Source organism: Gardnerella sp. DNF01205, assembly GCF_049244135.1.
GTDB classification, from domain to species: domain Bacteria; phylum Actinomycetota; class Actinomycetes; order Actinomycetales; family Bifidobacteriaceae; genus Bifidobacterium; species Bifidobacterium leopoldii.
This window is the reverse complement of sequence record NZ_CP058378.1, coordinates 710,249-734,945: the sequence shown is the minus strand read 5'-3', so window position 1 is coordinate 734,945 and position 24,697 is coordinate 710,249. Positions and strand designations below refer to the sequence as shown.

Sequence of the window (24,697 nt, the reverse complement as noted above, 5' to 3'; positions counted from 1 at the left end):
ACATAGAAATACAATTTTGGTGTATAAGCGTCGAGATATACTTAAATGCCTAATTTTTGGCACAATTGGTTGCGGTATTTTACGAAGAATGGATGCGTATGTCTACCTATTCCTCACAACTTGGTGAAGAACAACAAGCTGTTGACCGAGCTTATAGCCGTCTAGACGATTTGCGTAATACTATTCGCGCACGCTTAGACGCTGTGCGCGCGTCAGGTTCGCACGGTTCACCAACACAGCGCACAGAGCGCGACTCATTCGCAACCATGTACGAAGATCGTCTTACACAATTACGAGCTGTTGAGGATCGTCTTGTTTTTGGAAGGCTTGATAACACAGAAGGCATTAGGCGATACATTGGTCGCATTGGTTTGCTTAGCGAAAACCATGATCCTATTCTTACAGATTGGCGCGCTGAAGCTGCACGACCTTTTTATGAGGCAACCCCTTCGCATCATGGCGATATTGTTATGCGTCGTCATATTACACTCCGTTTCAGAGACGTTATTGGTGTTGAAGATGAAGTACTTGACATACATTCTGATGAAATAGGAAAAGCTTCACAACAAGGTACTCTTACTGGCGAAGGAGCACTGCTCGCATCTTTAGGTTCTCGCAGAACCGGCAAAATGACTGATATTGTTGCCACTATTCAAGCAGAACAAGATCGAATTATTCGCGCTCCTCTTGATCACACTATTGTTGTACAGGGAGGTCCTGGCACAGGAAAAACAGCTGTTGCTTTGCACAGAGCAGCCTATTTGTTATACACTCACAGGCGCAAACTTGAGCGTTCAGGAGTTCTTATTGTTGGTCCAAGTTCGGCATTCTTGCGTTATATTGATCAAGTACTCCCTTCTCTTGGTGAAACAGGTGTAGTAAGTAGAACTATTTCCGACTTAATTCCTGGAATTTGTGCTACAGCTGAAGATTCTCCATACGCAGCAAAATTAAAAGGAATGTATCGTATGCGAACAGTTATTGCGAATGCAATTGCCGCTCGTATTCGCGTTCCTAAAAATCTTCCAACAATTCATGTTGGAGGATTTAGTATTCCTCTTCTAAAAGAAGATATTGAGATAGCTCAATCAGATGCTCAACGGACTCACCAGCCGCATAACCAGGCGCGAAATACTTTTATAAAAACTGTGCTCAGCATATTGAAAAATCGTTATTTGGAAAAGCTTGATTATGTTCCAGATCAAGTTGAATTAAACGATATAACTTCTCAACTTCGTCTTGACGATAAACTGCGCATTACTTTAAATCTTGCATGGTTACCTATGACTGGAGAATGGCTTATTGACCAACTTTTTGCTAAACCTGACAAATTACGCACATACGCACCTTGGTTAAGCAACGAAGATATCAACTCACTTACTAGACCAAAAGGCAGCCCGCTTACTCGTTCTGATATTCCATTACTTGATGAAGCTATGGAATTGCTTGGTCCTGATCCAAAACTTGACGCTCAAAGATCTGCAGCACAAGCAAAAAAACTTGAAGAACAGCAATTTGCAGCTGACACTCTAGCACAAGCTGGTATTGGAAATGGCATAGTAACCGCCGATATGCTTCTTGATAATCTGCAAGGCGACGATGCAGGAATGCTTGCCCGTAAAGCAGCTTCTGACCGCGAGTGGACATATGGTCACGTAGTTGTCGATGAAGCTCAAGAGCTCACAGCAATGGATTGGAGAATGCTTATTCGTCGTTGTCCTTCACGCTCCTTTACTATTGTTGGCGATGTTGCACAGACTTCTGCGCTCGGAGGAACTCACAGATGGCAGAAGAATATGAATTCTCTATTTGGAGAACCAAATTGGGATCTTTACGAGTTAACAATTAATTATCGAAATCCTAGTGAAGTTTCTGAAGCAGCAAGCAAGGTTGCAACAGATTCAGGATTATACATTTCTACTGTTCATGCAGTTCGCTCAGTACCTGATTCACTTGTATCACAAACGGTTGAATCACAAGATGAACTCGATACTGCACTTGCAGAATCTTGTACAAAACTATTCGAAAAATTTGTCTCTGATGATGGTAGTGGTCGTATTGCAATCATTACTCCTAACAGCATGGTTAGCCATGCTAAAAAGGTTGTAAACCAAGCATTAGAACATGCATTACCTGAAAAATTATGGAATCAGTTAAACAAACAAAATGCCGATGATTGCCAATGCAGCGTTTGCACAGCTGAGGAAGTAAAAGGTCTTGAATATGACGCTGTCATAGTGTTGCAACCTTCTCAAATTGAACAGGAAGCAGCATCTAGACTAGCTGCTGCAGCCAATCTATATGTTGCAATGACTAGGCCAACTCAAAAATTGCATATAATACGCACTAAAGATGACGCAAATTTTGAGAAATAGAACTCAAAATAATGCAAAAGCGCAGGGAATAGATATTCTGTAACAATAATCGATAAAATTATTATTCTTCTGTTTTACTGCGCTTCAAATCTTCAATGGCATGTTCAAAATCTTCAAGACCCGTGAAGTTTTGGTACACACTTGCAAAACGAAGATATGCAACTTCATCTAATTCACGCAATGGCTTAAGAATAGCTTTGCCAACTTCTTCAGATGTAACTTGCGCTAAACCTCGTGCTCGCAAATCAGCTTCTACTCGCATACCAATCGTCTTTAATGCCTCAGCATTAATAGGGCGTCCTTGACATGCTTTGCTAACACCGGCAACAACTTTTGCTCGATCAAAAGGTTCAATAGAGCCTGAACGCTTCATTACAAGCAACTGAGTTGTTTCTACTGTAGTAAATCGATTACCACAAACTTGGCATTCACGTCTACGGCGAATAGAGTAACCATCTTCGCTGATACGAGTATCTATAACTTTCGTATCAGAATTTTTACAAAAAGGACAATGCATATATTCAGCATACTAAAAAATAGCGAAAAACTACATAATATTATTCACTTTATTCAAATATTTCCGAATATTATACGATTTTATTGTCCATAATCCGAAATACTCCATAAAACACACTGAATATTACATCATCATTTTCAGTAAAACTTATCTCATCAGTTTCAATTTCAAATATAGTAATATTTTCCCTTCTCATATTCCCCCAATTTCATACTATTTGCACTCAATCAACTATTGAGCATCATTTAATGGAACATTAATAGACTGTCCGATTACCAAATCTTCAGAAGAAAGATGATTTAAAGCCATTAAACGCTCTACATTATCTGATATATCACCGTTTTTAGGAGTAATAGTAGCAGCATAATTCCATAACGTATCTCCAGGACGAACTGTATATGTAACAACTCTTTCAGGTATCGCAGAAACAGCAGTCTTTGGCATAAACAATGTACAGAATGTTATTGCTGTCATCAAAAGTACAGCTACACGAAAAACTCTAGTTTTGCGCGCATGCTTATTAGAAACGCAGCGTTTACGAATCAAATAAGTATTTTCTTGTATACCTACTCTAGCTTCCCTGCCATTTCTAATTAATGATGTACTCATAACTGTCCTTTCTCCTTCCTTAATCGACTGAACATTTGTTCTATCGAACAGGTGTATTAATAATGACACATTTGTTCGATAGTTGCAACGGCGTGTCGAACAGATGTTTGATTTTTCTAAGAAAGTGCGTTAAAATAGTAAAAGCGAAAGGAGCACCATGAATAACGATGGCACAAATAATGATAACAACGGCATTAATGCTAGCGATATTAACGCAATGTCACTTACTGACCGCCAACGCAATATTATCAATGCCATCCAAAACAATATAAAAATTCATGGATTCCCTCCTTCTTTCCGCGAAATCGGAGAAGCAGTTGGACTTAGAAGCCCATCTTCTGTGAAACATCAATTGCGAACACTTGAAGATAAAGGGATTTTGCGAATTAATGCAAATAAAGGTCGCGCTATTGAAATTCTTGATAATTCAATTGTTGAAAACAATTCAAATAACAAAATTAATAAAAATTCTTCAAGAGTTGCCAATATTAGCGCATACGAATCTGATTCTGTTATAAATTCTAGAGATGTTCCTCTAGTGGGAAGAATCGCAGCAGGAGCTCCAATAACAGCAGAACAGCATATTGAAGATGTAATGCGATTGCCAGAACGTCTTACAGGTACAGGAAATCTTTTTATGCTTGAAGTACACGGCGATTCGATGATTGACGCCGCTATTTGCGATGGCGATTATGTAGTAGTTAGAGAGCAGCATGAGGCTGTAAATGGAGACATTGTTGCAGCACTGCTAGATAACGAAGCAACTGTTAAAACTTTCAGAAATGACCATGGTCACGTATGGCTTATTCCACATAATCCGGCGTACTCTCCTATTGACGGATCACACGCAACTATTATGGGAAAAGTTGTTACAGTATTGCGAAAAATCTAACAAATATAACTACTGAACAAACAATAGAATTTAACACAATAAGTTGTAAGTTGTCATTAGCTCATAGAGCTAAAGCAGCAGAGAACATAAATTGCAAACCATAAAAAACAAGTTATAAAATGCAAAACGCAAAACTTGAAACTTAAAACCCTAAAACTTAAAACCCAAACCCTAAAAAAATCTCCCCACCTATTCACAAACGAACTAGGTGGGGAGATTAATACTTACTTACGCAAGTGGATGTGAATCCTTAATTGTCACTGAAATTTCACGTCCATTTGGAGCCGCATAGCTAACAGTATCACCAGTATGAGCACCCATAATAGCCGCTCCAATTGGAGATTCCGGGCTAATAACGTCATAATCTGTAGCTACAGCAATATCGCGAGAACCAAGAACATAAGTCATTTCTCGACCTGCTAGCTCAAGAGTAACCAAAGAACCATTGCCAACAGTGCCATCCTTCGGAGCTTCAAGAATCTTCGCATTACGAAGCTTCACAATAAGCTCATTAATGCGACCTTCATTCTTTCCTTGCTCCTCGCGAGCAGCCTGATAACCACCATTTTCAGACAAATCGCCTTCAGCACGAGCTGCAGCAATACGCTCAGTGATTTCTTCTCGATACTCACCTTCACGATGCGCTAACTCTTCTTTTAGCTTGTCATACGCTTCCTGCGTAAGTAAAATAGTTTTTTCTTCAGCCATTGCTACCTCCTTATCCAACAATCTCTAAAAATAAAAACTATTCGCGCGCAAATAAAATTCACGCTCTTCTATCAACGAGTTGAAATAATATCAACAACAAATACCAAAGTGTCTCCGCCACCAATACCGGCTTGCGGTATGCCACGAGAGCCATAACCATACTCTGGAGGGATAGAAATCAACAAACGAGATCCAACATTATGACCTGGAACAGTGCGATCCCAGCCCTGAATCACTTGACCGACACCAATACCAAAACTAGCTGGAGTATGACGAGCAAAGCTTGAATCAAATGGCTTGTCGCTGCCCCAAACCACTCCATGATAATTCACAGTTACAGTGTCACCGGCACGAACTACAGGACCATTACCTTCAACTAATTCAACAACTTTAAGACCTGCTGGCGGTTCAGATTCAGGGAACGTCACCGTTGGCGTAGTGCCAAATTCTGCAATCACTTCTGGCATATCTTGTGCCATATTTCCTCCTTTACAAACTCCAAACAGTATAATCTGAACAGTATAACATCTACACAGACAGCTTTTAACCATCCTGCATTACTAAAGCAGCGCATTTTAAATAGTACATTTAAGTAAATGCACATTCGAATAAATGCAGTTTAGACTAACACTTCCTAGATTAACCTGTCCTAGATTAGCACTGAAACGTTACGTATGTACATGAAATATACGCATTGTGTATAACTTAGCAAAAATTAATCTCAAAACATTAGCGAATTAATGCAAAAATATTAGCAAATTAGCACTCAACAACGTTTACAGCTAGCCCACCTTTTGAGGTTTCGCGATATTTAGACATCATGTCATGACCAGTTTCTTTCATAGTCTTAATCGCTTTGTCAAGGCTTACCATGTGCGAGCCATCTCCAAGCATTGCCATTCGAACGGCATTAATTGCAGTATTTGCAGCCATAGCATTGCGTTCAATACAAGGAATTTGTACCAAACCGCCTACAGGATCGCAAGTTAATCCCAAATGGTGTTCTATACCGATTTCTGCAGCATTTTCAACCTGTTCCGGGGTTCCTCCCAACACTTCGCACAATCCTGCAGCAGCCATTGAACAGGCAGAACCAACCTCTCCTTGGCAACCAACTTCAGCTCCAGAAATTGAAGCATTTCGCTTAAATAAGTAACCAACAGCACCTGCAGCAAGCAAGAATCGCACAACTCCATCTTCATCAGCAGAATCAACAAATCGCCAATAATACTGCAATACTGCAGGAATAATTCCTGCAGAACCATTCGTTGGAGCAGTAACAATACGCCCACCACCAGCATTCTCTTCACTAACAGCGAGCGCAAAAAGATTAACCCACGCAGAGTCTGAACTTTCTAAAGCAGCATCCGAACGACGACGATTGTTGCGAAGCATGTCTGAATTTGCAGCTAAGCGCTCATACATGTGAGGAGCTCTACGAGGCACATCAAGACCCCCTGGCAAAATCGGTTGCTTTGAGTTGCATCCGTTTTCTACACATTTACTCATAACTTTCCAAACATGCAGCAAATAGTTGCGCACGTAGTCGGCATCACCTTCATGCAATGCAAGCTCGTTTTGCCACACAACATCGCTTATTGACATATGCTTTTCTCGGCAAATATTTATAAGCTCGTCGCATGAAGTAAAAGGATAAGGTACAGTGGAATCTTTTGTTTGATTTGAGGAGTTTGCAGCATTATCGCTACTATTTCCGTTATTACTTTCGCTATTATTCTCGTTATTACTTTCGCTATTATTCTCGCTTACACCATTCTTATTGGCATTATTTTCATCCTGCTCAGTAACACGCTCATGCAAGCCAACCATTGCATCATCTGCACACCCTTGACGAATAAATCCGCCGCCAATTGAATACCAAACTTGCTCATCGATTTTATTTCCGTCAGAATCAGTTGCAACAAAACGCATTCCATTAGGATGAACAACCATTCGCATCCATTTTTCAAAAATTACGTCCTTATCGTAATCAAAAGCAATAGTATGTTCACCTGCGAGCGTTAAAGTGCCAGTTTTTTTGCATTCCTGACGAATAGTAAGCATATGATCAGTGTCTACATTATCTGGAAGATTTCCTTCAAGACCTGCAACGCAAGCACGATCAGTACCATGACCAAGACCTGTCAAAGACAACGATCCGTAAAGAGTCACACTTACATGCGCAACGTTTGCAAGACTACCACTTTTTTTAAGCGATGAAACAAACGAGCATGCAGCTCGCATAGGACCTACTGTATGTGAAGAACTAGGACCAACTCCAACTGAAAACATCTCTAAAATACTAAACACGTATCTATTGTAAGCATTATTAAGCTCACGTCGACACACTAATTACATGAGAAATATGTTAGATTGTTCACTTCTTACTTTGTTTAGATAACAAGTTTGCTAAACTCACACACGCAAACCATAAGATTACAGCTAACACAACAGCTATAAGCATTACCGTAAACGCACTTCCTGCAGTCGGCACGTGAATTTCGAAGAACTTTGCAGTAAACGGTATAAAAGCTCCAGCAACTCCAGCTGCAGCAAATAGCGCAACCATAATTCCTCTCCACGAGCACAAAGGCTTGGCGACGCTTGCAAGCACGAGTATGCCGAGAACAAATACGATTACGGAACAAATACTGCGAGTAGTTGCCAAAGCTTGCACGTTTGAAACAATAAAACGAGATGCTATCAAATTATTTGCAACAACATCGTCAAGATTTAATCCCAAAACTCGCGGAGCTATAACAGCAGTAGCGAGCACAGAAGCAGCTATAGCAAATCCGCTAGGAACAGCAAAACGAACAACTCGCTTCAAGAATCCTGGAATATATCGACGAGTATTAGGCGCCAGAGCGAGCAAAAATGCTGGAATACCAATAGTTAAAGAACCAATATAAGTAATGTGACGAGGCAAATACGGGAAGTGCAACGCTAGAAGCACAACTCCTGCAGAAATAAGCGCAGAATAAACAGTTTTTACAAGGAACAAGCCAGCCACACGTTCCATATTTGCCATCACTTGTCTACCGCGAGCAACAACATCAGGCAAATGCGAGAATCGTGAATCGACAAGAACCACTTGAGCTACAGCTTTTGCAGCAGGAGCAGCATTGCCCATAGCAACGCCCAAATCAGCTTCTTTAAGAGCCAAAGTATCGTTCACGCCGTCACCAGTCATAGCGACCACATGACCTTGAGTGTGAAGCGCCTGAACAATCGCTTTCTTTTGATGAGGAAGCACACGTCCAAGCACATCCACATTTTCAAGCACTTTAGCCAATTCGTTAATATCTTCTGGCAGTTTTCTAGCGTCCATTGCAACAGGCTTGCGATCTCCTGTTAAGCCAACTTTTGCAGCAACAGCCGCAACAGTTCTAGGATTATCTCCTGAAATTACGCGGCACCGCACACCCTGCTCACGGAACCATGAAAGAGTTTTACGAGCGTCTTCACGAATACGCTCAGAGCAGCGAACTAAAGCAACAGGCTGAGCATTTGCACAAATAGTAGGAGAATTGCCAAAAGTTTTATCTGTTTCTGTTACGCTATTTACCTCGTTACTTTCAACGCTACTTACTTTTGCAAGAAGCAGCACGCGCTCGCCTTGCTCAGCATAAGAATTAACTTTCGCTAAAAGTTCATTAGAATTTGCATAATTAATCGCACTTAGCAACACTTCCGGAGCACCCATATACCAAGTTGCACGCTCTCCACTACTTTGCACATATTGCACAGCGCTCCATTTTCTAGCAGACGAGAATGGAAGACGATTAGATACATGCGCGCTAGCTGCAACTCCTTGAGCATCAAGCCCTTGCATAATTGCAACGCCTGTTGCGTTAGGATTTTCTTCATTGGATAAATCAAATAAAGCTTGATTAGTTTGCAAGCTGGTCTGTAAAGATATTTTTACACTACTATTATCTAGATTTTCTACACCAACGAATGCAATACCACCATCGGTTATAGTGCCAGTTTTGTCTAGGTTCAAGCAGTCTACGCGCGCTAAAGTTTCTACAGATTCCAACTCCTGAACTAACGTTTGCTTACGCGCAAGTCGCATAGCAGCCACCGCAAAATTAAGCGAAGTAAGAAGAACCAATCCTTCTGGAATCATGCCAACAACGCCTGCAACAGCAGAGACAACAGCTCCCCTCCAAGCACCAGTCTGCCAAGCTTCAACAAATCCGCCAACCTTGTGCATTTGCGACCACACAAGCAGCACACACAAAGGCACCACAACCATCGTCATATACTTCAAAATCGTATTAATTCCACGACTTAAGTCGGAAATTGTTTTGGTATAAACCTTCGCTTGCGCAGCCAATTTTGCAGCATAACTGTGCTCACCTACGGCAGTAACACGCGTTAAAGCCATTCCAGAAACTGCAGTAGATCCGGAATAAACGTCGTCACCTTGGGCTTTTCGAACTGTAGCAGATTCGCCTGTGAGCATGGACTCGTCCATTTCCAATCCCCACGATTCCAGCACTTCTACGTCTGCTGGAACCTGCTCGCCGGCTCTGAGCCACAAAACATCCCCAAGCACAATATCTTTGTGCGCAATCTCAATATTTTCTCCGCCTCTACGCACCATTGCGCGAGCGGCAATCAATATAGAAAGCCTATCCAAAGTGCGCTTTGCTTTTAATTCAGTCACAATGCCAATTCCAGTGTTTACCAGAATTACTACACCAAAAACAGCATCCTTCCACGAACCAGTTGCAAGCACGACAACCATTGCTGTGAAAATAATCGCGTTAAACAATGTAAACACGTTCGCGCGCACAATATCCATTAAAGAACGAGAAGTCTGCTTAGAAGTAATATTCACGTCTCCGCGAGAAACAGCCTCTGCAACCTCTTCGTCACTCAATCCATCAACTTCTACTTTAGGAAGCGCCGCAATAGCTTTATTATTAGCGTTTTCTGTAGACGCTATTGCATTTTGTTTATTACTTGTCATTTATAATCACTTCCCTGCTGTGTGGCGTATTGTCAATTATTGCTCGAACAATGCTTAGCAAAGACGAACGCTCAAATTTTGATTTCTTGCTTTTATTGTTTAAAGATTCGCTATTTTTTGATAAATCAGATTCATGAATATTTTTGCCGATTTCACTTCCATCGCCATCAAAATACAAAGTAGCGGCGTATAAAGTTGCGTCTTTTGGCGCTTTTACAGGATTTATTAACGCAACTGGCACTCCAGCATAACGCGCGTATTGCAGCGCAGAAATCCATGCTTTGCTTTCGTTTTGTTTATTGCGAGTGCTGTTATTAAGCTTGTTATTCTCTTTTATATTAGGTTGATTATTAGCATTATGCAGGTCGTCAACGCCTGTTACGTCGAGCGCGTCTATAAGTATTAATGAAACAGGCTGCTCGCTTGCAGCGCGAATAGCTTGCTGAGCAGCTTCGTTAGGATTAGCAACATTGGATAGCGGCACATAAGAGGCACTCAATTTTGACGTTTTACAATGCTTCATAACTTCGTCATCAAGCGCAGCTAATTTTGAACCAATTACAAGTAGATGAATATCGTCAATATCCACACCGTCGTGAATTATGTCTCCAACGCGACCAGTATTCCCCACAGCTTTACCCTGCGGCTCGCAAGCACTCAACGCACCCAGCGCTAAAGCAGTTACGACAGTAGTCGCAAAAATGGTAATAGCTCGTTTAGAAAACATAAGACTTTTATACCACACCTTCAACATAAGTGGTGGTTTTGGGGTATTTCATGCAATTCTACAAATTGTAATACATTAACACATTGACACCACATATAACACCACTTATACTTTTATAAAACTTTTAAAAATCAGCATAATATGAAATCAAATATGACTAAAACAAATAAAGCTAGCAAAAATATCACTCATAAAAACAACGCCAAAACACTAACAAATAAAACACTCAGCTACTACATGTCACTACCGTATAAGCTGGAAATTGTGAAAGATCCGGATGAAGGTGGATTTGTGTCCTACTACCCTGATTTGCCCGGATGCATAAGTTCAGGAGACTCCGAACAAGAAGCAGCAGCAAATGCGCAAGACGCTAAGCACGCTTGGATTGAAGCAGCACTTGAAAGCAAAATCAACATAAAAGAGCCGTCTCGCACTGAATTAAATGACTATTCCGGACAATTCAAGTTACGTCTTCCTAAAGAATTACACAGGCAGTTGGCTGAGCAATCTCAAGCCGAAGGCATAAGCATGAACCAGTATTGCGTGTATCTTCTTTCGCAAAATAACGCTATTGAACGCGTGCTTGAGCGAGCGTAGAAAATAAATACTTATACTAATTCATTCTTAGTATTATTTTCGACCTTACTTTCGATTTCTTCGGAAACATTTTTTACATTATCTTTGCTCTTACTAATACGATTAACTTCATCATCAACGAGTTTTCCTAATGTTTTCTCATCAATTTCAACTTTTTGAGCCGCAACAGATTCATCAGCAAATCTATTAAAGATTTCCTGTTTATTTTCAAGGACTTTTGTAATTCCTTCATCAATAGTTTTTTCAGCTAAAAGATGATAGACAATCACATCCCTAGATTGACCCATACGATATGCTCTGGAAATTGCTTGATTCTCAGTAGAGGGCTTAAGCTGTGGCTCACATATAACTACCACACTGGCGGATTGAATATTAAGACCGGTACCACCAGACATGATTTGAGACACCAACACACTTCCAGCTGGTGCATTATCAAATTCTTCAATAATCTTTATTCTTTTTTCTGGTGAAACTGAACCATTTATCAAACCAATGCACTTGTTTGAGAACGCATCAACTACTTTATGCAAAGTATCCAAATAGAAAGAAAAAATAAGTACTTTTCTCTCCTCTAGTTCTGCTTCTTCAACTATTTCTTTTAATAGTTTTGCCTTACTTGAGTTACGCATATCATCAACATTCCACGAAACTCGCCTAATAGCATGGAAATTACCACTCATCAAAGCTTTTTCGTATTCAGATTCTTCTTCTGCATTAAGCTGACACCAAGATTTATTCTCAATTAACTCAGGAAGTTCAAATAAAACATCTTCTCGTTTTCTACGGTAATAAACAGGAGCTATTTTCTCTTTAAAAAGATCTGAAAGAACGAAACTTCTGGTACCAACAATTTCGGCAGCAATATCCGGTTGCAATAATTTTATAAGTTTCACCATTTCACTAACTTTATTTTCAAGAGCAGTGCCTGTCATAAAAAGAATATTGTTAGCATGATTAAGAATTAATTTTGTATTCTGATAGCGTTTTGTTTCTGGATTTTTTATATAGTGAGCTTCATCTACAGTAATCATTGAGAATTCAAAATTATCTGGTAGGTTAAAATATGATGTCATTTCATAAGTTGTAACAGCAACACCACCATTACTCATCCAATCTTGTAACGCAAATTCTCTATCTCTTTGAGAACCATGCACCTTAACTACTCTTAAATTACTAAATCTTTTAATTTCCTTGCACCAATTCACAATAATGCTTGCAGGACATATAACAATGAAGTGAGTACCACCTTCATTTCTTAAAGAAACCATTGAAGCAATAGCTTGAACAGTTTTACCAAGTCCCATTTCATCACCAAGCAACACTCTTTTTTGGTGAAGGATATATTTCACACCCAATTGTTGGTATCGTCTAAGCTGACATGATAAACCATCTGACAATATAGGCTGTTTCTTAACTTCGCCAGCAAGCCCTTCAGGTAAACCATAAAAATCGTCAACACTTCCCAATAGCCCCGGAACAAGATCTTCAATAACATTCGCACATTGAATCGGATTCTTCCGTAATTCATCCCACGGATCACAGCTAAAATTGCGTATCTTATCTAAATTTTCTACAGACTGATGAGCTTGTTGACCATACTCACCAGTTAATATATCACTAAGCAACCTACAAGCTTCAATTGCGCGCTGTCTATTTTCATCTGACGCAAAAGCCCATCTCAAAAACCCTTTTGCTGGTTTAGCTTGTTCGACAGCTGACTCTATAACTGGAAAATACTTATCAGCTAAATTATTACTAACCTTCGTAAACTGATTAGTATACCTATAAAGAAAAGCAAAGCGAATGATATCTTCTACATCCTTGCTTTTATTGCTTAAACTAAGCTTCAGTTTAACTCTCTTTTTTAATTCTTCTACAGTTTCATCGACAACTCTTTTTATTTCAATTGCACCATTCTCGCTAATACCTCTAATAGCCGATAATTCATACACTGATGCTTTAAATACATCAGCAAAATTATTAAAACCAGCATTCTTAAGAATTGATACTCTTATACCTTTTTTCTCACGATTAACTTCTACAATCGAAACATTTTTTGCCATTCTGATAGCTTGATTAGATATATATTTTTGTGCAACATGCTCAAGAAGCACCCTAGCCTCATCTTGTTTATTATTTAAAGAAACAAGATTGTATTGCAAATTTTTATGCAGCCTTATCAGATTCCTAGCATCTGAAAACGAAAATTCTCTTCTCATGTTTCTCCTTAAATCTGCAGAATTTTAACTTATTCTACTAGCAATCATCCGCAATTACTTGCAGCACAACTTCAATACCCCTTCATATAACTCTCACTTTATCAAAACATTAAAACGCATCACAAAAAACTGTACATATGTGAATGTCACTGTATATAAACTGTATACAAACTTCAGGATTCTACTATGTAATTCATGTTCGCGAAAAGATTAGTGATAGTCAGATTGTGAAATAACCACACAACTCCCCCCACAACACGCACAAAATCAAAATTGGTAAGACTCGCATTCGTGTAATAGTATTATGCATTGGATGTGCATTCGCGCCGCAGCGTGAATTAAACAAAGCAGTTGAAGCACATACAATAATTTCAACAGAATTTAGCGAAATTAAATTAACTGAATTAAATTAATTTCAGCAGAATTCAACAGAAATAAACAAAATTAAAACTAGATTCAACGACGAAAAGAGATTACCGATGACGAAGATCATTCAGATTGGCGCAAATCACGCCGGCACTGCCTGCGCTAACACCATTTTGAGCTACCCAGGAAACGAGCTTACCATTTACGATCAGAATAGTAATATTTCCTTCCTTGGTTGCGGCATGGCTTTGTGGATTGGCAAGCAAATTCAAAGCAGCGACGGACTGTTCTATCAGAAGCCAGAAGATTTCGTTAAAAAAGGCGCTAAGGTAAATCTTGAAAGTAAAGTTTTAGACATTGATTACGCAAAGAAAGAAGTAACAGTCGAGCTTAAAGACGGCACTGTTATTCACGATTCTTACGACAAGCTGGTTCTTGCTACCGGCAGCCTTCCAAACAAGCCTCGCATTAAGGGCATCGACTTGGAAAACGTGCAAATGGTAAAGCTTTTCCAGAACGCTCAAACTGTTATCGCTAAGCTTCAAGAGCGCGATTTCCGTAACGTCGTGGTTCTTGGCGGAGGCTACATTGGCGTGGAACTCGCAGAAGCTTTTAAGCGCCTTGGCAAGAACGTAACTCTTATTGACATGGAAGACCATATTCTTAACGGCTACTTTGACCCAGAGTTTTCCGATAATTTGAAGCAAATTATGGAAGATAAAGGCATTAAGTTTGAACTTGGTCAAACTGTTGAAGAAATTGTTGGAGACACTGAAGTCAAGGCTGTTAAAACAAGCAAAGGCACTTACGATGCAGACATGGTGATTTGCGCTATTGGCTTCCACCCAAACGTTGCGCTCGGAAAAGATCACTTAAAGCAGTATGCTAACGGCGCTTTCCTCGTTGACAAGAAGCAGCAAACTTCCGATCCAGACGTGTACGCAATCGGCGACTGCGCTACAATCTACGACAACGCTCGAGACCGCGTAAACTACATTGCGCTCGCTACTAACGCAGTTCGAAGCGGCTTGATTGCAGGCCACAACGTTTGCGGAACTCCTGTAGAAACCGAGGGCGTGCAAGGCTCTAGCGCAATGATGATCTACGATTACAAGCTTGTTTGCACCGGCTTGAGCTTAACTGCCGCTCAAAAAGAGGGCATGGATGTTGATTACGTTGATTTTGAGGATACTCAAAAGCCTGCGTTTATGGAAGTTGAGAATCCAAAGGTGAAGATTCGCATCGTTTACAAGAAGGATACGAAGGTTATTGTTGGTTGCCAATTGGCTTCTAACTACGATATGTCTGCCGCAATTCACCTGTTCTCGCTGGCTATTCAGAAGAAAGTCACAATTAAGGAACTTGCTTTGTGCGACATCTTCTTCATGCCTCACTTCAACCAGCCATACAACTACATTACGATGGCTGCTTACACTGCTTTGTTGAAGGGATGATTAATATCTGTAATCTTTGATGATTAATCTCTGCGATTAGCTTCTGCTATTAGCTTAAATCGCATTTATTAAACCAAGCAATCTGTTCTATAATGGAGCAGTTGCTTGGTTTTTTAATCATCCGCGCACAAAAGCGCGCACACGACGCGCATATTAGCGTAAGACATGCAGATTAAAACAAAGGAGTCTAGGATGAAGCAGCTTTCTATTAAACCAACTATTCATAAGTTCGAGCAGGCACGCGACTTTGCGCAAGAATTCAAGCTCGGCAAGGGTGATTTGGTTATTACAAACCAATACATTTGGGAGCCTTATTTTGGTGATTTGAATCTTGATTGCGACGTTATTTTCCAAGAGAAATACGGCAAGGGTGAGCCGAGCGATGCAATGGTTGATGCAATCGTTAGCGACATTCACACAACTCCAAAGCGCGTGATTGGCATTGGTGGCGGCACTGTTTTGGATATTTCGAAGGTTTGTGCGTTGAAACAAACTAGCCCGCTTGAAGACTTGGTCGACGGCAAAATTCCTGCACAAAAAGGCGCTGATCTTATTCTTGTGCCAACTACTTGCGGAACCGGTTCTGAAGTTACGAACGTTGCCGTGTTCTCGCTTACTAAGCGCAATACCAAGAAAGGTTTGGCAAACGATGCTTGCTACGCTACGGACGCGGTTCTTATTCCGGAATTGTTAAAGAGCCTACCGGATTACGTTTTTGCAACCAGCTCTATTGACGCTCTTACACATTCGATTGAGTCCGCACTTTCTCCTATTGCAACAGAGCTTACAAAAATGTTTAGCTACAAGGCTTGCGGACTTATTTTGCAAAGTTATATGCGAGTTGTAAAGGAAGGCAGCAGTACAAAAAGTCAAGTTGTAAGCGATTTGGTTTCGGCAAGTCTTTACGCTGGCATTGCGTTTGGTAATGCTGGCTGCGGTTGCGTTCACGCGATGGCTTATCCGCTTGGCGGCACTTTCCACGTGGCTCACGGCGAGACGAATGCTGCGCTTCTTACAAGCGTTTTGCGATACTATGCTAAGCACGACGCAAACGAGAATAACACAGAAAACACTGAGCTTTCTAAGCTTTTCGGCTTCATGGCAAATATTCTTGAATGCCAAAAAGCGGACGTATTAGACAAGCTTGACGAAGTGCTTAACACGATTCTTCCTAAGCACAAGCTTCACGAGTATGGCATGACCGAGGATATGATTCAAAGTTGGGCTTCAAGCGTTGTTAAAGAGCAGCAGCGACTTTTGAAGAACTCCTATATGCATATGAACGAATCTGCAATTGCCGAAGTCTACGCATCTACTTTCTAAAAACAAATTTCTAGCAAACTTACTTTCTGGAATTTGTTGACTTTAATTACGTTTTACTAGTTTTTCAGAGTAAAACAAAAGCAAAATAACAAAAGACCCCACAAATAAATGTGGGGTCTTTATTTTATTTGTAGCAACTATTGCAACTATTCATAATTGAACAATAACTATCCAATAGCTATTCAATAACTTTAAGACTAAACAAACGAGGCTCGCCTAAAGGCAATCCAGTATCCGAAGGGAAAACTCCATCGTTTACTGTAAAGCTTATATACACTTTCTTATTAACGTACTTCTCCATGATTTGTTTAGCCTGACTGCCATCATCAATCGCCATCATGGTTGCATCGCTAGGATGAGGCGGATTACCCATATCGCCGCCGTGATGCAAAGTAACGCTGGTTTTATTATCCAGAATAAGAATCATGAAAGTTTGATTAGTATCTGATCCAGGATTAGGATCTTGAATATTTTGCGCTTCAAGAACCTGGTTGTACGACAAAACCTTCACAGTTCCGGAAACTACTTGCCTTCCGCTTGCTTTTTCAACTTTAATCTTGCTGTCTAAAGATTCGCCACTAGCGGATCTCTTAGAATCAGCTTTCTTACTTGCATTCTCGCCAGACTTCTTAGAATCCTTATCTTCTGAATTAGAGTCGCCGCCTTTATTGCTTACGGTTTTCTTATAAGTATTATCTTCAGTTTTTGCCAAATTATCGAGAAGCGTAGTGTCATCTGTACTGACAAAATTAATATTTTTTGTATTCTGTTTAGGAAGATCAGTGATTATTCCAGACCAGTATTTTTCTTTTTTAAGAGGATTACTATCAGCAATATTCATAGTAACCTTGTAAGCCTCAGTATCCCCTGTTCCAGAAGACCACTCAACATAGCTTAATGAATTGCTGTCTGCGTATTGCGATAACGAAGCCCTAAAACCGCCAATATCTCCAACGCCATCGCAAATTAAATCATTTGAAGAAACAACGTCACTGTAATCTTTATTTGCAGCAAAAACCTTCGAACGTGACACATATTTATAATTTTTCCGAAGAATAAGCTCCGGAATATCCCTATCGCTCATATTGACTAACGCGTAAGAATACTTACTTTTGCTAGTATCAATTTCTGAATCAGCTTCATTAAAGTTATATTTATCAGCGTTTGCTAAAACTTTTTTATATAAAGCTGCTACTTTTGCATTAATAACATTAACTTTTTTTGCACTATTAACAGCTTCTGTATTTGCGCCATTTTGATTTGAGCATCCTGAACATAATGGCATAAAAAGAAACAGCGAAAGTGCTAAAGCAATAAATTTTTTTAGCTTCACCGCAATTCCATTAGGCATAACTACCCCTTCTCAAACTTTAACTAATTGTAAGCAAGCAAGTTAAATATTCTAATACTACGTTGTAATGTTTGGAAACTGCATAAATTTAGGCTACTTAAATATAAAAAGCCTGCGCAAAAGCTATTCACTCTTACGCAGGTTAGTATTAGATAAACGACGCTTACGCCTCAAGCGTTATCACAGGATGCAAATCAAACATCGTTACAGTACGCTTCATGCGCGCAACGATGCTTGTTATAGCAATCGCAATCACGCCGAAAAGCACAAGCATTTCAATGCCGAAAACTATTTCGCCACTGTTCTTTCCAGCCATTGCTTGACGCAACCCCATAATCGAGTACGTCATTGGCAAATATGGGTGAACAGCTCTAAAGAATGCCGGCGTCATTTGAACTGGGAATGTTCCTGCAGAGCTTGTGATTTGCAACATAAGCAGCACAATTGCAACTATTCGCCCTGGTATGTGGAACACCACCATAATCATTTGCATTATTGCCATAAACATTATGGATGCAATAATTCCAAGACCGTAGAACGCAAGAACGTTGTCAATTTGCAACTTTAACACAACGTGCACTACGCCCATAAGAATTACAGCTTGTACAACGCCCATAATCACAAACGGCGTTAAGCTAATAAGCGCACTCTTAAGCGGATTCATGCCATTTAGTATCGCTCGCCTATCCATAACTCTCAAAACAAAGGTTGCCATAAGAGCACCGACCCAAAGTCCGATGGAAATAAAGTAAGGAGCGAAACCTGTTCCGTAATTTTCAACGTGAGAATACTCGTGTTCTTCCAAGGAAACCGGCGCGCTCATCATCTTACTTTTTTGCACGATATTGTTGATTTTTCCAGACTTTTGAGAATTCTTAAGCCCGTCATGCAACTTTTTTGCGCCTTCAACCAGCTTTGGAGTATTATCCGATAGCTTCTTAGCTCCGGAATTAAGCTGATCAGAACCGTTCACTATTTTCGCTGAACCTTGTGCAGCTGCATTCACACCATTATTTAGTTTCTCGCTACCGTTACTTACTTGAGCCAAACCTTCAGCAAGACTATTCGCTCCAGCAGCAAGCTTATTTGAGCCAGTATTAACAGCTTCAACACCTTGAGATATTGCGTCAGCTCCGCCCTTTATTTGCAAACTTCCAGCAGAAAGCTTGTCTGCTCCAGCGCTTAAAGCAGAAAGATTTGTTTCTAGAAGATCAGAATTCTCACTTAATCCTCCAGCTAAACCTTGCAAACTAGCGAGCACGTCTTCCTTAGTAACTCTAGGATCTTGCGCTTTCATAAGAAGACCCATAATTTGTGCTTTTGTTTCAGCATTTCCAGCCTTAACGCGTTCCTCTAATTCACTACTAGAAGCAGAAAGCTTTTGCGCACCATCGTAAAATTCGCTTGTTGCTGCCGATAGTTTTTGAGTTCCTTTGCTTAATTGTTGAGCTCCGTTTGCTAAATCTTGCGTTTTTTGAGCAAGATATTGCGCCCCTGCTTTACTTCGAGTATTTGCTTTAGAAAGAGTATTCGCTCCTTTTTGAAGCTCACTTAATCCGCCTTGAAGTTTTCGCAAAGATTGTGAAAGTTGACTAGATCCATCTGCAAGCTTATTTACTCCATTTTGCAAAGATTTTGAGCCTTCATGCAAAGCACCAGCACCATTTACTGCGTCACCAAGAGAATCAGAAGCAGAATTAACTTTCGCAAACATGTTCTCCCAATACTCTTGAGCAATCGCCTCGCTGATTTCGCTACGCATAGTATGGAAAGCAGTTTTACCAATTTGCGAAGCCAGCATATTACTTGCCTGATCGTACTTTACGTGAAGTTTTGCTTTAGTAGGAGTTTCATATTGCGCAGAAGCAATGCACTTACTGAAGGAAGCTGGAATGGTTGCTACCATAAAATAGTTGCCATTTTTAAGCCCCTTATTCGCTTCAGCACTATTTACAAAATTCCATTGGAATCCCTCACTACCATCTTTTTGATTCTTTAAGCGAGTTTTGATTTCGTTTCCAATGTTACGCATTTTGCCGTTAATCACAGCACCATTGTCTTCAACAACAACAGCTACAGGAACAGTATTCAAAGTCTTATAAGGATTAGTAAATGCCCACAAATAAAGCGATCCGTATAAAAGTGGAATCAAAGCTACGGTTCCAATAACAAGCTTTCGAGCTTTTCCTTTCAACGTATTGTTAAGCTCTCGAAATGCAAGAGAAAGAGTATTAACGCGCATTGTTTTCACCACCATTTGCTTCACTTATACCAAGCTGTGAATCAATATGAGAATTTTCTGATTCCCCATGATTTGGGCTTAGTCTTAAGACTTGATCAGCTTGCTTTTCTAACTCACTTTGCAAAACTCCAACAAGGCAAGAGCAGTAATTTTTACTAACATACGCGCGAATATCGGAAAATAGGTATTCGCTTTGCTCGCTAGTAAGCTCCGTTTCAATTCCATCAACAAATAGCAGCCACGGCTTTTTTAACAAAGCAAGCGCAATTGCCAAACGCATGCGCTCGCACGGAGTCAACTCTCCTATTGCTGTTTCGTGAGGAGAAAATACTTTCCATTGAGCTAACACGTTGTAAGCGTACTGCTGTAAAGCTTCACGGTTTTTAACATCATTTTTGTATTGCTTCAAAAATAGAGGCGAGCGCGCTGCTAGTTTCAACTCGCTCATAAGAACTTCTTCTATTGTTTGCGTTTTATAAAATTCGTTAATTCCGCTAAATAATCCCAAACCAACGTATTGTCGAGATTCTTGGAAATCATTAGGAAGAGTTACGTCCGCAATAGTAAGAATTCCATTAGTGAATTTCATATAACCAGATAATGCAAGCAGCAAAGCTGATTTTCCAGAACCATGTTCGCCTGAAATTGCAACGATTTGATGAGGTGCAACTTTTAGCGACACATCCCAAAATGGCGATCTTCTAAATCTTTTTAACCCTAATTCTTTAGCTTCTAAAAACGTTTGTTCCTCTTGCATAATTTGTATGTTTGACGCTTATTGCTTAGACACAACGCAGTATCTAAATTTTGCTTAGAGCGCCAGGCATTCCTCCTTACTCTAAATAACCAATTTTCAATTTTTAATTTTGTTGTTTGTGTTTGTTGTTTATTTTTAGATTTTCGCAATTAGCAAAACAATTTTTACTTTTCACATTGCTTTATCGCTATTTTTAGCGATAAACTCACGTTGCAATGCTGCATAAAACGGTGCAAAACCGGACATTTGGTGATTATTCTTAATTCTTCACCACTGATACCTTAGGGTACTCTTTTGGGTAAACAATTGTTAAGCTACTTCAATCTTTCTGTTGAATTGTTTATATTTCATCTTTAATTAAGAAACATGTTGTAAACACTTCCATGCTATATTGTCCTTAATTACTAAATGTAAGAAATACATATGTGAGAATACATATGCAAAAATACAAGCGTAAGCAATACGAAATAAAACGTATTGCTTCAAACAATATATTAAAATTCAAGCATTTAAAGGGGTGAACGGCATGCTAGGTTTGCAAATTTTAAATATTATATTTAATCCGGTTATTGTGTCGGTTGTAGTGCTATGCGCGCTTAGTCTTGCAAAACTTAATGTTTTGCTATCAATGATAGTAGCTTGCATTGCAGGTGGCATTGCTGGTCATCTTCCTCTTTTCGGTGACGGAAATCACACAATTATGGCTTTGCTTTGCGACGGTTTCTCCACCAACGCACAAACCGCTCTCGCTTACATTTTGCTTGGAACTTTTGCGGAAGCAATTACTGCAACAGGCTTAGCTCAAATTATTTCTAAAAAAATTAGCTCAATTATTGGCATGAAAAAGTACGCTCTACTTGCGGTACTAACTATTATTGCATGCATGTCTCAAAATATTGTGCCGGTTCATATTGCTTATATTCCTATTCTTATTCCGCCTATTTTGAGAGTTATGAATAAGATGAAGCTTGACCGTCGAGCTGCAGCATGCTGCACTGCTTTTGGTCTTGAAGTTCCGTATATTGCTATTCCATTTGGCTTTGGTCTTATTTTCCAAACTGTTATTGCTACAAATCTTTCTAAAAATGGCATGAAGGTTAGTGTTGCAGACGTTAGTGCTGTGAACTGGTATTTAGGTCTTGCGATGTTTGCATCACTACTTTTTGCAGTGTTTGTGCTCTACAGGAAACCTCGCGAATACAAAACTACAGAAACTGACACTCGTGCCGCCGACGCCGTTGTCGGACCTCTTAATTTACGCCATTATGTGACTATTCTCGCAATTATTGTTGTTGTAGTAGTGCAAGTTATTAGTAAGGATCTTTCGCTTTCGTCTATTGCAGGTCTTGCAACTATGATTATTTTTGGAGCAATAAAGTGGAATGACATTGACAATCAGCTTACTGGCGGCGTAAAACTCATGGGTCTTATTGCGTTTGTGATGCTCATTGCGGGCGGATATGCTAACGTGATCCAAGCGACAGGCGGAGTTGAGGAGCTTGTAAACTTTGGTGTAGCTTCTATGGGACAAAACAAACTTGTTGCTGCATTTGTTATTACGCTTATTGGTTTGCTTGTGACTATGGGCATTGGTACTTCGTTTGGCACGGTTCCTATTCTTGCGGTTTTGTTCGTGCCACTGTGCCAGAGCATTGGTTTCAGCACTCCTGCAACGATTCTTCTTATGTCTTCTGCTGCAGCTCTTGGCGACGCAGGCTCCCCTGCTTCCGATACCACACTTGGACCTACTTCCGGCTTAAACGCAGACGGTCAGCACAGTCATATTTGGGATACTTGCGTTCCAACATTCCTTATTTTCAATATTCCGCTTATGGCTGCCGGCATTGTAATATCACAGTTTATTTAGCAGATTATTTTGGCAAACACAGCAAGTAAAAACGCAACTAGCGAATAACACAAATGACTAATAAACGCCAGTCGAGTTGAATAAACTCCCTGGCGTTTATTTTTAACCACCAATCAACCAATCGCAAAGTAGCTAATCGCTGCAAATTCGCAACGATTGGCCACTATCGCACGTCTCCCGATGATTTAATAAAAGCCATTCAAATAATAAAATAACTTAAGCTACAACCTCATTATGAAAGAACATCAAAAAGAAATTCATATCTTGCATTATTTCTTCCCAAGAAAGACTTTTAGCCCAAGGTGCTTTCCTTTGGTAATCCTTCCACTTTATTCTCATCACTTCACTATCTTTAATCCTATCGAAAATTTCATTCACGTTACTCAGTAAATAAAGGGTGTTTCTCGTTTGAGAAGTAGCGTAAAAAGCTTTAGCAATCTCTTCTTTCTTAAAGACATTATCTCCTTGAGACACTCTAAGAGCATGCAAATCATAAAAATCTCGCATTCTCGTGTTAAATTCTTCCCTCACAAGAATTGTTTGCAACTTTTCTGCTAAAATCGTTGCAATTGGATAAGTCAATAAAGAGATAGATTCTGAGAACATTAAAGGCAATTCTGCTTCCATAGCAGATGGAGTAATAGCATGTCCAGTTGAAATATCGATTTTAACAGGAGTTTTTGTACCATCAAAATCTGCAATTAGGCTAGCTCGAACCCCTGGATAGTCAGATTCTTGCATAATAGAATCAAGCGTTTGTAGCGTAAATTTAACACCATCATCGATATTGATAGATATTACATCTGATATAAAAATACGCACATCATCTTCACTAAGAGAAATATTTTGCATAGTTGTATCAATATCCATTGTTGTACGAAGATTTACGCCAACAAGATAAGAAATCAGCATTCCACCTTTTAGAACAAAATTGTCTTTATACCGCGAGCGAGAAACACGATCTAAAAAACGCTCCATCATATATACGCGCATTAGCACGCGAGGATCTACACCCTTTTGGAGTGCAACATTCTTTATTTTTGCTTTAAGCTGATTAGCATCCTTCATTCTCATAACAACACCCCCAAATATTGTGAAATCAACTTTGAAATCCTAAATTTTTTAGCGTAATCGCTTAGTATATCAAGTCGCTTATCCTTTCTTTTAACATAAGCTTTTAACGCACCAAATACCACCTGTGCATCTATTTGAGAACGAGAACGCAAAATATCGCAAATTGTGCGCTCTAAATCATAAGAAGGCACAAGATTACCTTCAAGCGACATAAGATTCGTCTTACCAATTCCTAAAAAATCTGGTTTTATATAAAACACCCTAACACCAGTCTTAATTAGACTACTTGCATTATAAGTTGACGGAACAGTCACTGTTAAAGAAGAAGGTTCTCTATCAGTCAAATTATGTAGAAGAAGGGCAGATTCATGTGAAAAAACAGCAACAGATGTGCGCTTTGACAATAAATTCATTTCATCATTCCACAAATTGCTCTTAACGTAAACACCTTTTGATACGCGTTCTAAGCTCTCATCTTTAATAAATCGATAAACACTAGACGGGCTAATTCCAAGTTCTTTGATGACACTATCAATGCTTAAAACTTGCTTTTTCTCTATGTAATTGCACAATTGATCCTTTAACATTTGCCCACCTACTTAATGATACGTTTACACTGATTTCATATATTATATCAG

19 protein-coding genes are annotated in these 24,697 nt (G+C 39.7%); 6 read left to right on the top strand and 13 right to left on the bottom strand.

What is annotated here, in order from left to right; genetic code table 11:
* The first annotated feature begins 98 nt into the window (after positions 1-98).
* Positions 99-2,375 (top strand): HelD family protein, encoded by a 2,277-nt coding sequence (locus tag HXT47_RS03220; protein ID WP_004119900.1) that lies wholly within the window; start codon positions 99-101, stop codon positions 2,373-2,375.
* Between the two features lie 61 nt (positions 2,376-2,436).
* On the opposite strand, the gene nrdR is transcribed toward HXT47_RS03220, so the two are convergent.
* Both nrdR and HXT47_RS03210 read right to left on the bottom strand, forming a co-directional pair.
* On the bottom strand, positions 2,437-2,892 hold the full coding sequence (gene nrdR, locus HXT47_RS03215) for a transcriptional regulator NrdR (protein WP_004119918.1): 456 nt from the start codon (positions 2,890-2,892) through the stop codon (positions 2,437-2,439).
* Positions 2,893-3,123: 231 nt separating this feature from the next.
* Complete coding sequence (locus HXT47_RS03210; protein ID WP_421789358.1) at positions 3,124-3,501, bottom strand: LysM peptidoglycan-binding domain-containing protein; 378 nt, start codon at positions 3,499-3,501, stop codon at positions 3,124-3,126.
* A gap of 217 nt (positions 3,502-3,718) precedes the next feature.
* Between HXT47_RS03210 and lexA the strand changes: the two genes are divergently transcribed.
* Entirely contained in the window at positions 3,719-4,393 is a 675-nt protein-coding gene (gene lexA / locus HXT47_RS03205; RefSeq protein WP_100066613.1) for a transcriptional repressor LexA, read from the top strand.
* Between the two features lie 228 nt (positions 4,394-4,621).
* Here the strand turns inward: lexA and HXT47_RS03200 are convergent, their stop codons facing one another.
* The 5 genes from HXT47_RS03200 to HXT47_RS03180 all read right to left on the bottom strand — a co-directional run bounded on the left by HXT47_RS03200 (position 4,622) and on the right by HXT47_RS03180 (position 10,809).
* Complete coding sequence (locus HXT47_RS03200) at positions 4,622-5,101, bottom strand: GreA/GreB family elongation factor (protein ID WP_004107146.1); 480 nt, start codon at positions 5,099-5,101, stop codon at positions 4,622-4,624.
* 71 nt (positions 5,102-5,172) lie between these two features.
* On the bottom strand, positions 5,173-5,580 hold the full coding sequence (locus HXT47_RS03195) for an FKBP-type peptidyl-prolyl cis-trans isomerase (protein ID WP_004107148.1): 408 nt from the start codon (positions 5,578-5,580) through the stop codon (positions 5,173-5,175).
* Positions 5,581-5,860: 280 nt separating this feature from the next.
* On the bottom strand, positions 5,861-7,393 hold the full coding sequence (locus tag HXT47_RS03190; protein WP_421789390.1) for an L-serine ammonia-lyase: 1,533 nt from the start codon (positions 7,391-7,393) through the stop codon (positions 5,861-5,863).
* An 85-nt stretch (positions 7,394-7,478) separates the two neighbouring features.
* Positions 7,479-10,082: an HAD-IC family P-type ATPase gene (locus HXT47_RS03185; protein WP_421789356.1), complete on the bottom strand. Its 2,604-nt coding sequence runs from the start codon at positions 10,080-10,082 to the stop codon at positions 7,479-7,481.
* On the bottom strand, positions 10,072-10,809 hold the full coding sequence (locus HXT47_RS03180) for a hypothetical protein (protein WP_174164079.1): 738 nt from the start codon (positions 10,807-10,809) through the stop codon (positions 10,072-10,074). The genes HXT47_RS03185 and HXT47_RS03180 overlap by 11 nt, the downstream gene beginning before the upstream one ends.
* Before the next feature lie 153 nt (positions 10,810-10,962).
* On the opposite strand from HXT47_RS03180, the gene HXT47_RS03175 reads away from it, so the two are divergent.
* The gene (locus HXT47_RS03175; protein WP_004119931.1) at positions 10,963-11,406 is read left to right on the top strand and encodes a toxin-antitoxin system HicB family antitoxin; all 444 of its coding nucleotides are present in this window, start codon (positions 10,963-10,965) and stop codon (positions 11,404-11,406) included.
* Between the two features lie 11 nt (positions 11,407-11,417).
* Here HXT47_RS03175 and HXT47_RS03170 read toward each other — a convergent pair whose 3' ends face one another.
* Positions 11,418-13,625 (bottom strand): DEAD/DEAH box helicase, encoded by a 2,208-nt coding sequence (locus HXT47_RS03170; RefSeq protein WP_004107155.1) that lies wholly within the window; start codon positions 13,623-13,625, stop codon positions 11,418-11,420.
* Between the two features lie 479 nt (positions 13,626-14,104).
* Between HXT47_RS03170 and nox the strand changes: the two genes are divergently transcribed.
* Together nox and HXT47_RS03160 are read left to right on the top strand one after the other, a co-directional pair.
* Positions 14,105-15,445, top strand: coding sequence for a H2O-forming NADH oxidase (nox, locus tag HXT47_RS03165; protein ID WP_421789354.1), 1,341 nt, complete (start codon positions 14,105-14,107; stop codon positions 15,443-15,445).
* Positions 15,446-15,637: 192 nt separating this feature from the next.
* The gene (locus tag HXT47_RS03160) at positions 15,638-16,768 is read left to right on the top strand and encodes a 4-hydroxybutyrate dehydrogenase (RefSeq protein ID WP_421789352.1); all 1,131 of its coding nucleotides are present in this window, start codon (positions 15,638-15,640) and stop codon (positions 16,766-16,768) included.
* A 178-nt stretch (positions 16,769-16,946) separates the two neighbouring features.
* Here the strand turns inward: HXT47_RS03160 and HXT47_RS03155 are convergent, their stop codons facing one another.
* The 3 genes from HXT47_RS03155 to HXT47_RS03145 all read right to left on the bottom strand — a co-directional run bounded on the left by HXT47_RS03155 (position 16,947) and on the right by HXT47_RS03145 (position 21,118).
* Positions 16,947-18,119, bottom strand: coding sequence for a hypothetical protein (locus HXT47_RS03155; RefSeq protein WP_421789350.1), 1,173 nt, complete (start codon positions 18,117-18,119; stop codon positions 16,947-16,949).
* A 163-nt stretch (positions 18,120-18,282) separates the two neighbouring features.
* Positions 18,283-20,361, bottom strand: a complete 2,079-nt coding sequence (locus tag HXT47_RS03150) for a YhgE/Pip family protein (protein WP_421789348.1) — start codon at positions 20,359-20,361, stop codon at positions 18,283-18,285.
* Positions 20,351-21,118 (bottom strand): ATP-binding cassette domain-containing protein, encoded by a 768-nt coding sequence (locus HXT47_RS03145; protein WP_004119947.1) that lies wholly within the window; start codon positions 21,116-21,118, stop codon positions 20,351-20,353. Before HXT47_RS03145 ends, HXT47_RS03150 begins: the two co-directional genes overlap by 11 nt.
* A gap of 526 nt (positions 21,119-21,644) precedes the next feature.
* Between HXT47_RS03145 and HXT47_RS03140 the strand changes: the two genes are divergently transcribed.
* Entirely contained in the window at positions 21,645-22,985 is a 1,341-nt protein-coding gene (locus tag HXT47_RS03140; RefSeq protein WP_032842528.1) for a Na+/H+ antiporter family protein, read from the top strand.
* 216 nt (positions 22,986-23,201) lie between these two features.
* Here HXT47_RS03140 and HXT47_RS03135 read toward each other — a convergent pair whose 3' ends face one another.
* Positions 23,202-24,059: a nucleotidyl transferase AbiEii/AbiGii toxin family protein gene (locus tag HXT47_RS03135; protein ID WP_410299442.1), complete on the bottom strand. Its 858-nt coding sequence runs from the start codon at positions 24,057-24,059 to the stop codon at positions 23,202-23,204.
* Positions 24,056-24,646, bottom strand: coding sequence for a type IV toxin-antitoxin system AbiEi family antitoxin domain-containing protein (locus tag HXT47_RS03130; protein WP_004119958.1), 591 nt, complete (start codon positions 24,644-24,646; stop codon positions 24,056-24,058). Before HXT47_RS03130 ends, HXT47_RS03135 begins: the two co-directional genes overlap by 4 nt.
* Positions 24,647-24,697: the final 51 nt, after the last annotated feature.

Bases quoted from the DNA above. Each gene is read 5' to 3' on its own strand.
- HXT47_RS03175 (WP_004119931.1), top strand. From the start codon at position 10,963: ATGACTAAAACAAATAAAGCTAGCAAAAATATCACTCATAAAAACAAC.
- HXT47_RS03195 (WP_004107148.1), bottom strand. From the start codon at position 5,580: ATGGCACAAGATATGCCAGAAGTGATTGCAGAATTTGGCACTACGCCA.
- HXT47_RS03180 (WP_174164079.1), bottom strand. From the start codon at position 10,809: ATGTTTTCTAAACGAGCTATTACCATTTTTGCGACTACTGTCGTAACT.
- HXT47_RS03150 (WP_421789348.1), bottom strand. From the start codon at position 20,361: ATGCGCGTTAATACTCTTTCTCTTGCATTTCGAGAGCTTAACAATACG.
- HXT47_RS03185 (WP_421789356.1), bottom strand. From the start codon at position 10,082: ATGACAAGTAATAAACAAAATGCAATAGCGTCTACAGAAAACGCTAAT.
- HXT47_RS03135 (WP_410299442.1), bottom strand. From the start codon at position 24,059: ATGAGAATGAAGGATGCTAATCAGCTTAAAGCAAAAATAAAGAATGTT.
- HXT47_RS03220 (WP_004119900.1), top strand. From the start codon at position 99: ATGTCTACCTATTCCTCACAACTTGGTGAAGAACAACAAGCTGTTGAC.
- nox (WP_421789354.1), top strand. From the start codon at position 14,105: ATGACGAAGATCATTCAGATTGGCGCAAATCACGCCGGCACTGCCTGC.
- HXT47_RS03160 (WP_421789352.1), top strand. From the start codon at position 15,638: ATGAAGCAGCTTTCTATTAAACCAACTATTCATAAGTTCGAGCAGGCA.
- HXT47_RS03130 (WP_004119958.1), bottom strand. From the start codon at position 24,646: ATGTTAAAGGATCAATTGTGCAATTACATAGAGAAAAAGCAAGTTTTA.
- HXT47_RS03190 (WP_421789390.1), bottom strand. From the start codon at position 7,393: ATGTTTTCAGTTGGAGTTGGTCCTAGTTCTTCACATACAGTAGGTCCT.
- HXT47_RS03140 (WP_032842528.1), top strand. From the start codon at position 21,645: ATGCTAGGTTTGCAAATTTTAAATATTATATTTAATCCGGTTATTGTG.
- HXT47_RS03145 (WP_004119947.1), bottom strand. From the start codon at position 21,118: ATGCAAGAGGAACAAACGTTTTTAGAAGCTAAAGAATTAGGGTTAAAA.
- HXT47_RS03155 (WP_421789350.1), bottom strand. From the start codon at position 18,119: ATGCCTAATGGAATTGCGGTGAAGCTAAAAAAATTTATTGCTTTAGCA.
- HXT47_RS03170 (WP_004107155.1), bottom strand. From the start codon at position 13,625: ATGAGAAGAGAATTTTCGTTTTCAGATGCTAGGAATCTGATAAGGCTG.
- HXT47_RS03210 (WP_421789358.1), bottom strand. From the start codon at position 3,501: ATGAGTACATCATTAATTAGAAATGGCAGGGAAGCTAGAGTAGGTATA.
- nrdR (WP_004119918.1), bottom strand. From the start codon at position 2,892: ATGCATTGTCCTTTTTGTAAAAATTCTGATACGAAAGTTATAGATACT.
- HXT47_RS03200 (WP_004107146.1), bottom strand. From the start codon at position 5,101: ATGGCTGAAGAAAAAACTATTTTACTTACGCAGGAAGCGTATGACAAG.
- lexA (WP_100066613.1), top strand. From the start codon at position 3,719: ATGTCACTTACTGACCGCCAACGCAATATTATCAATGCCATCCAAAAC.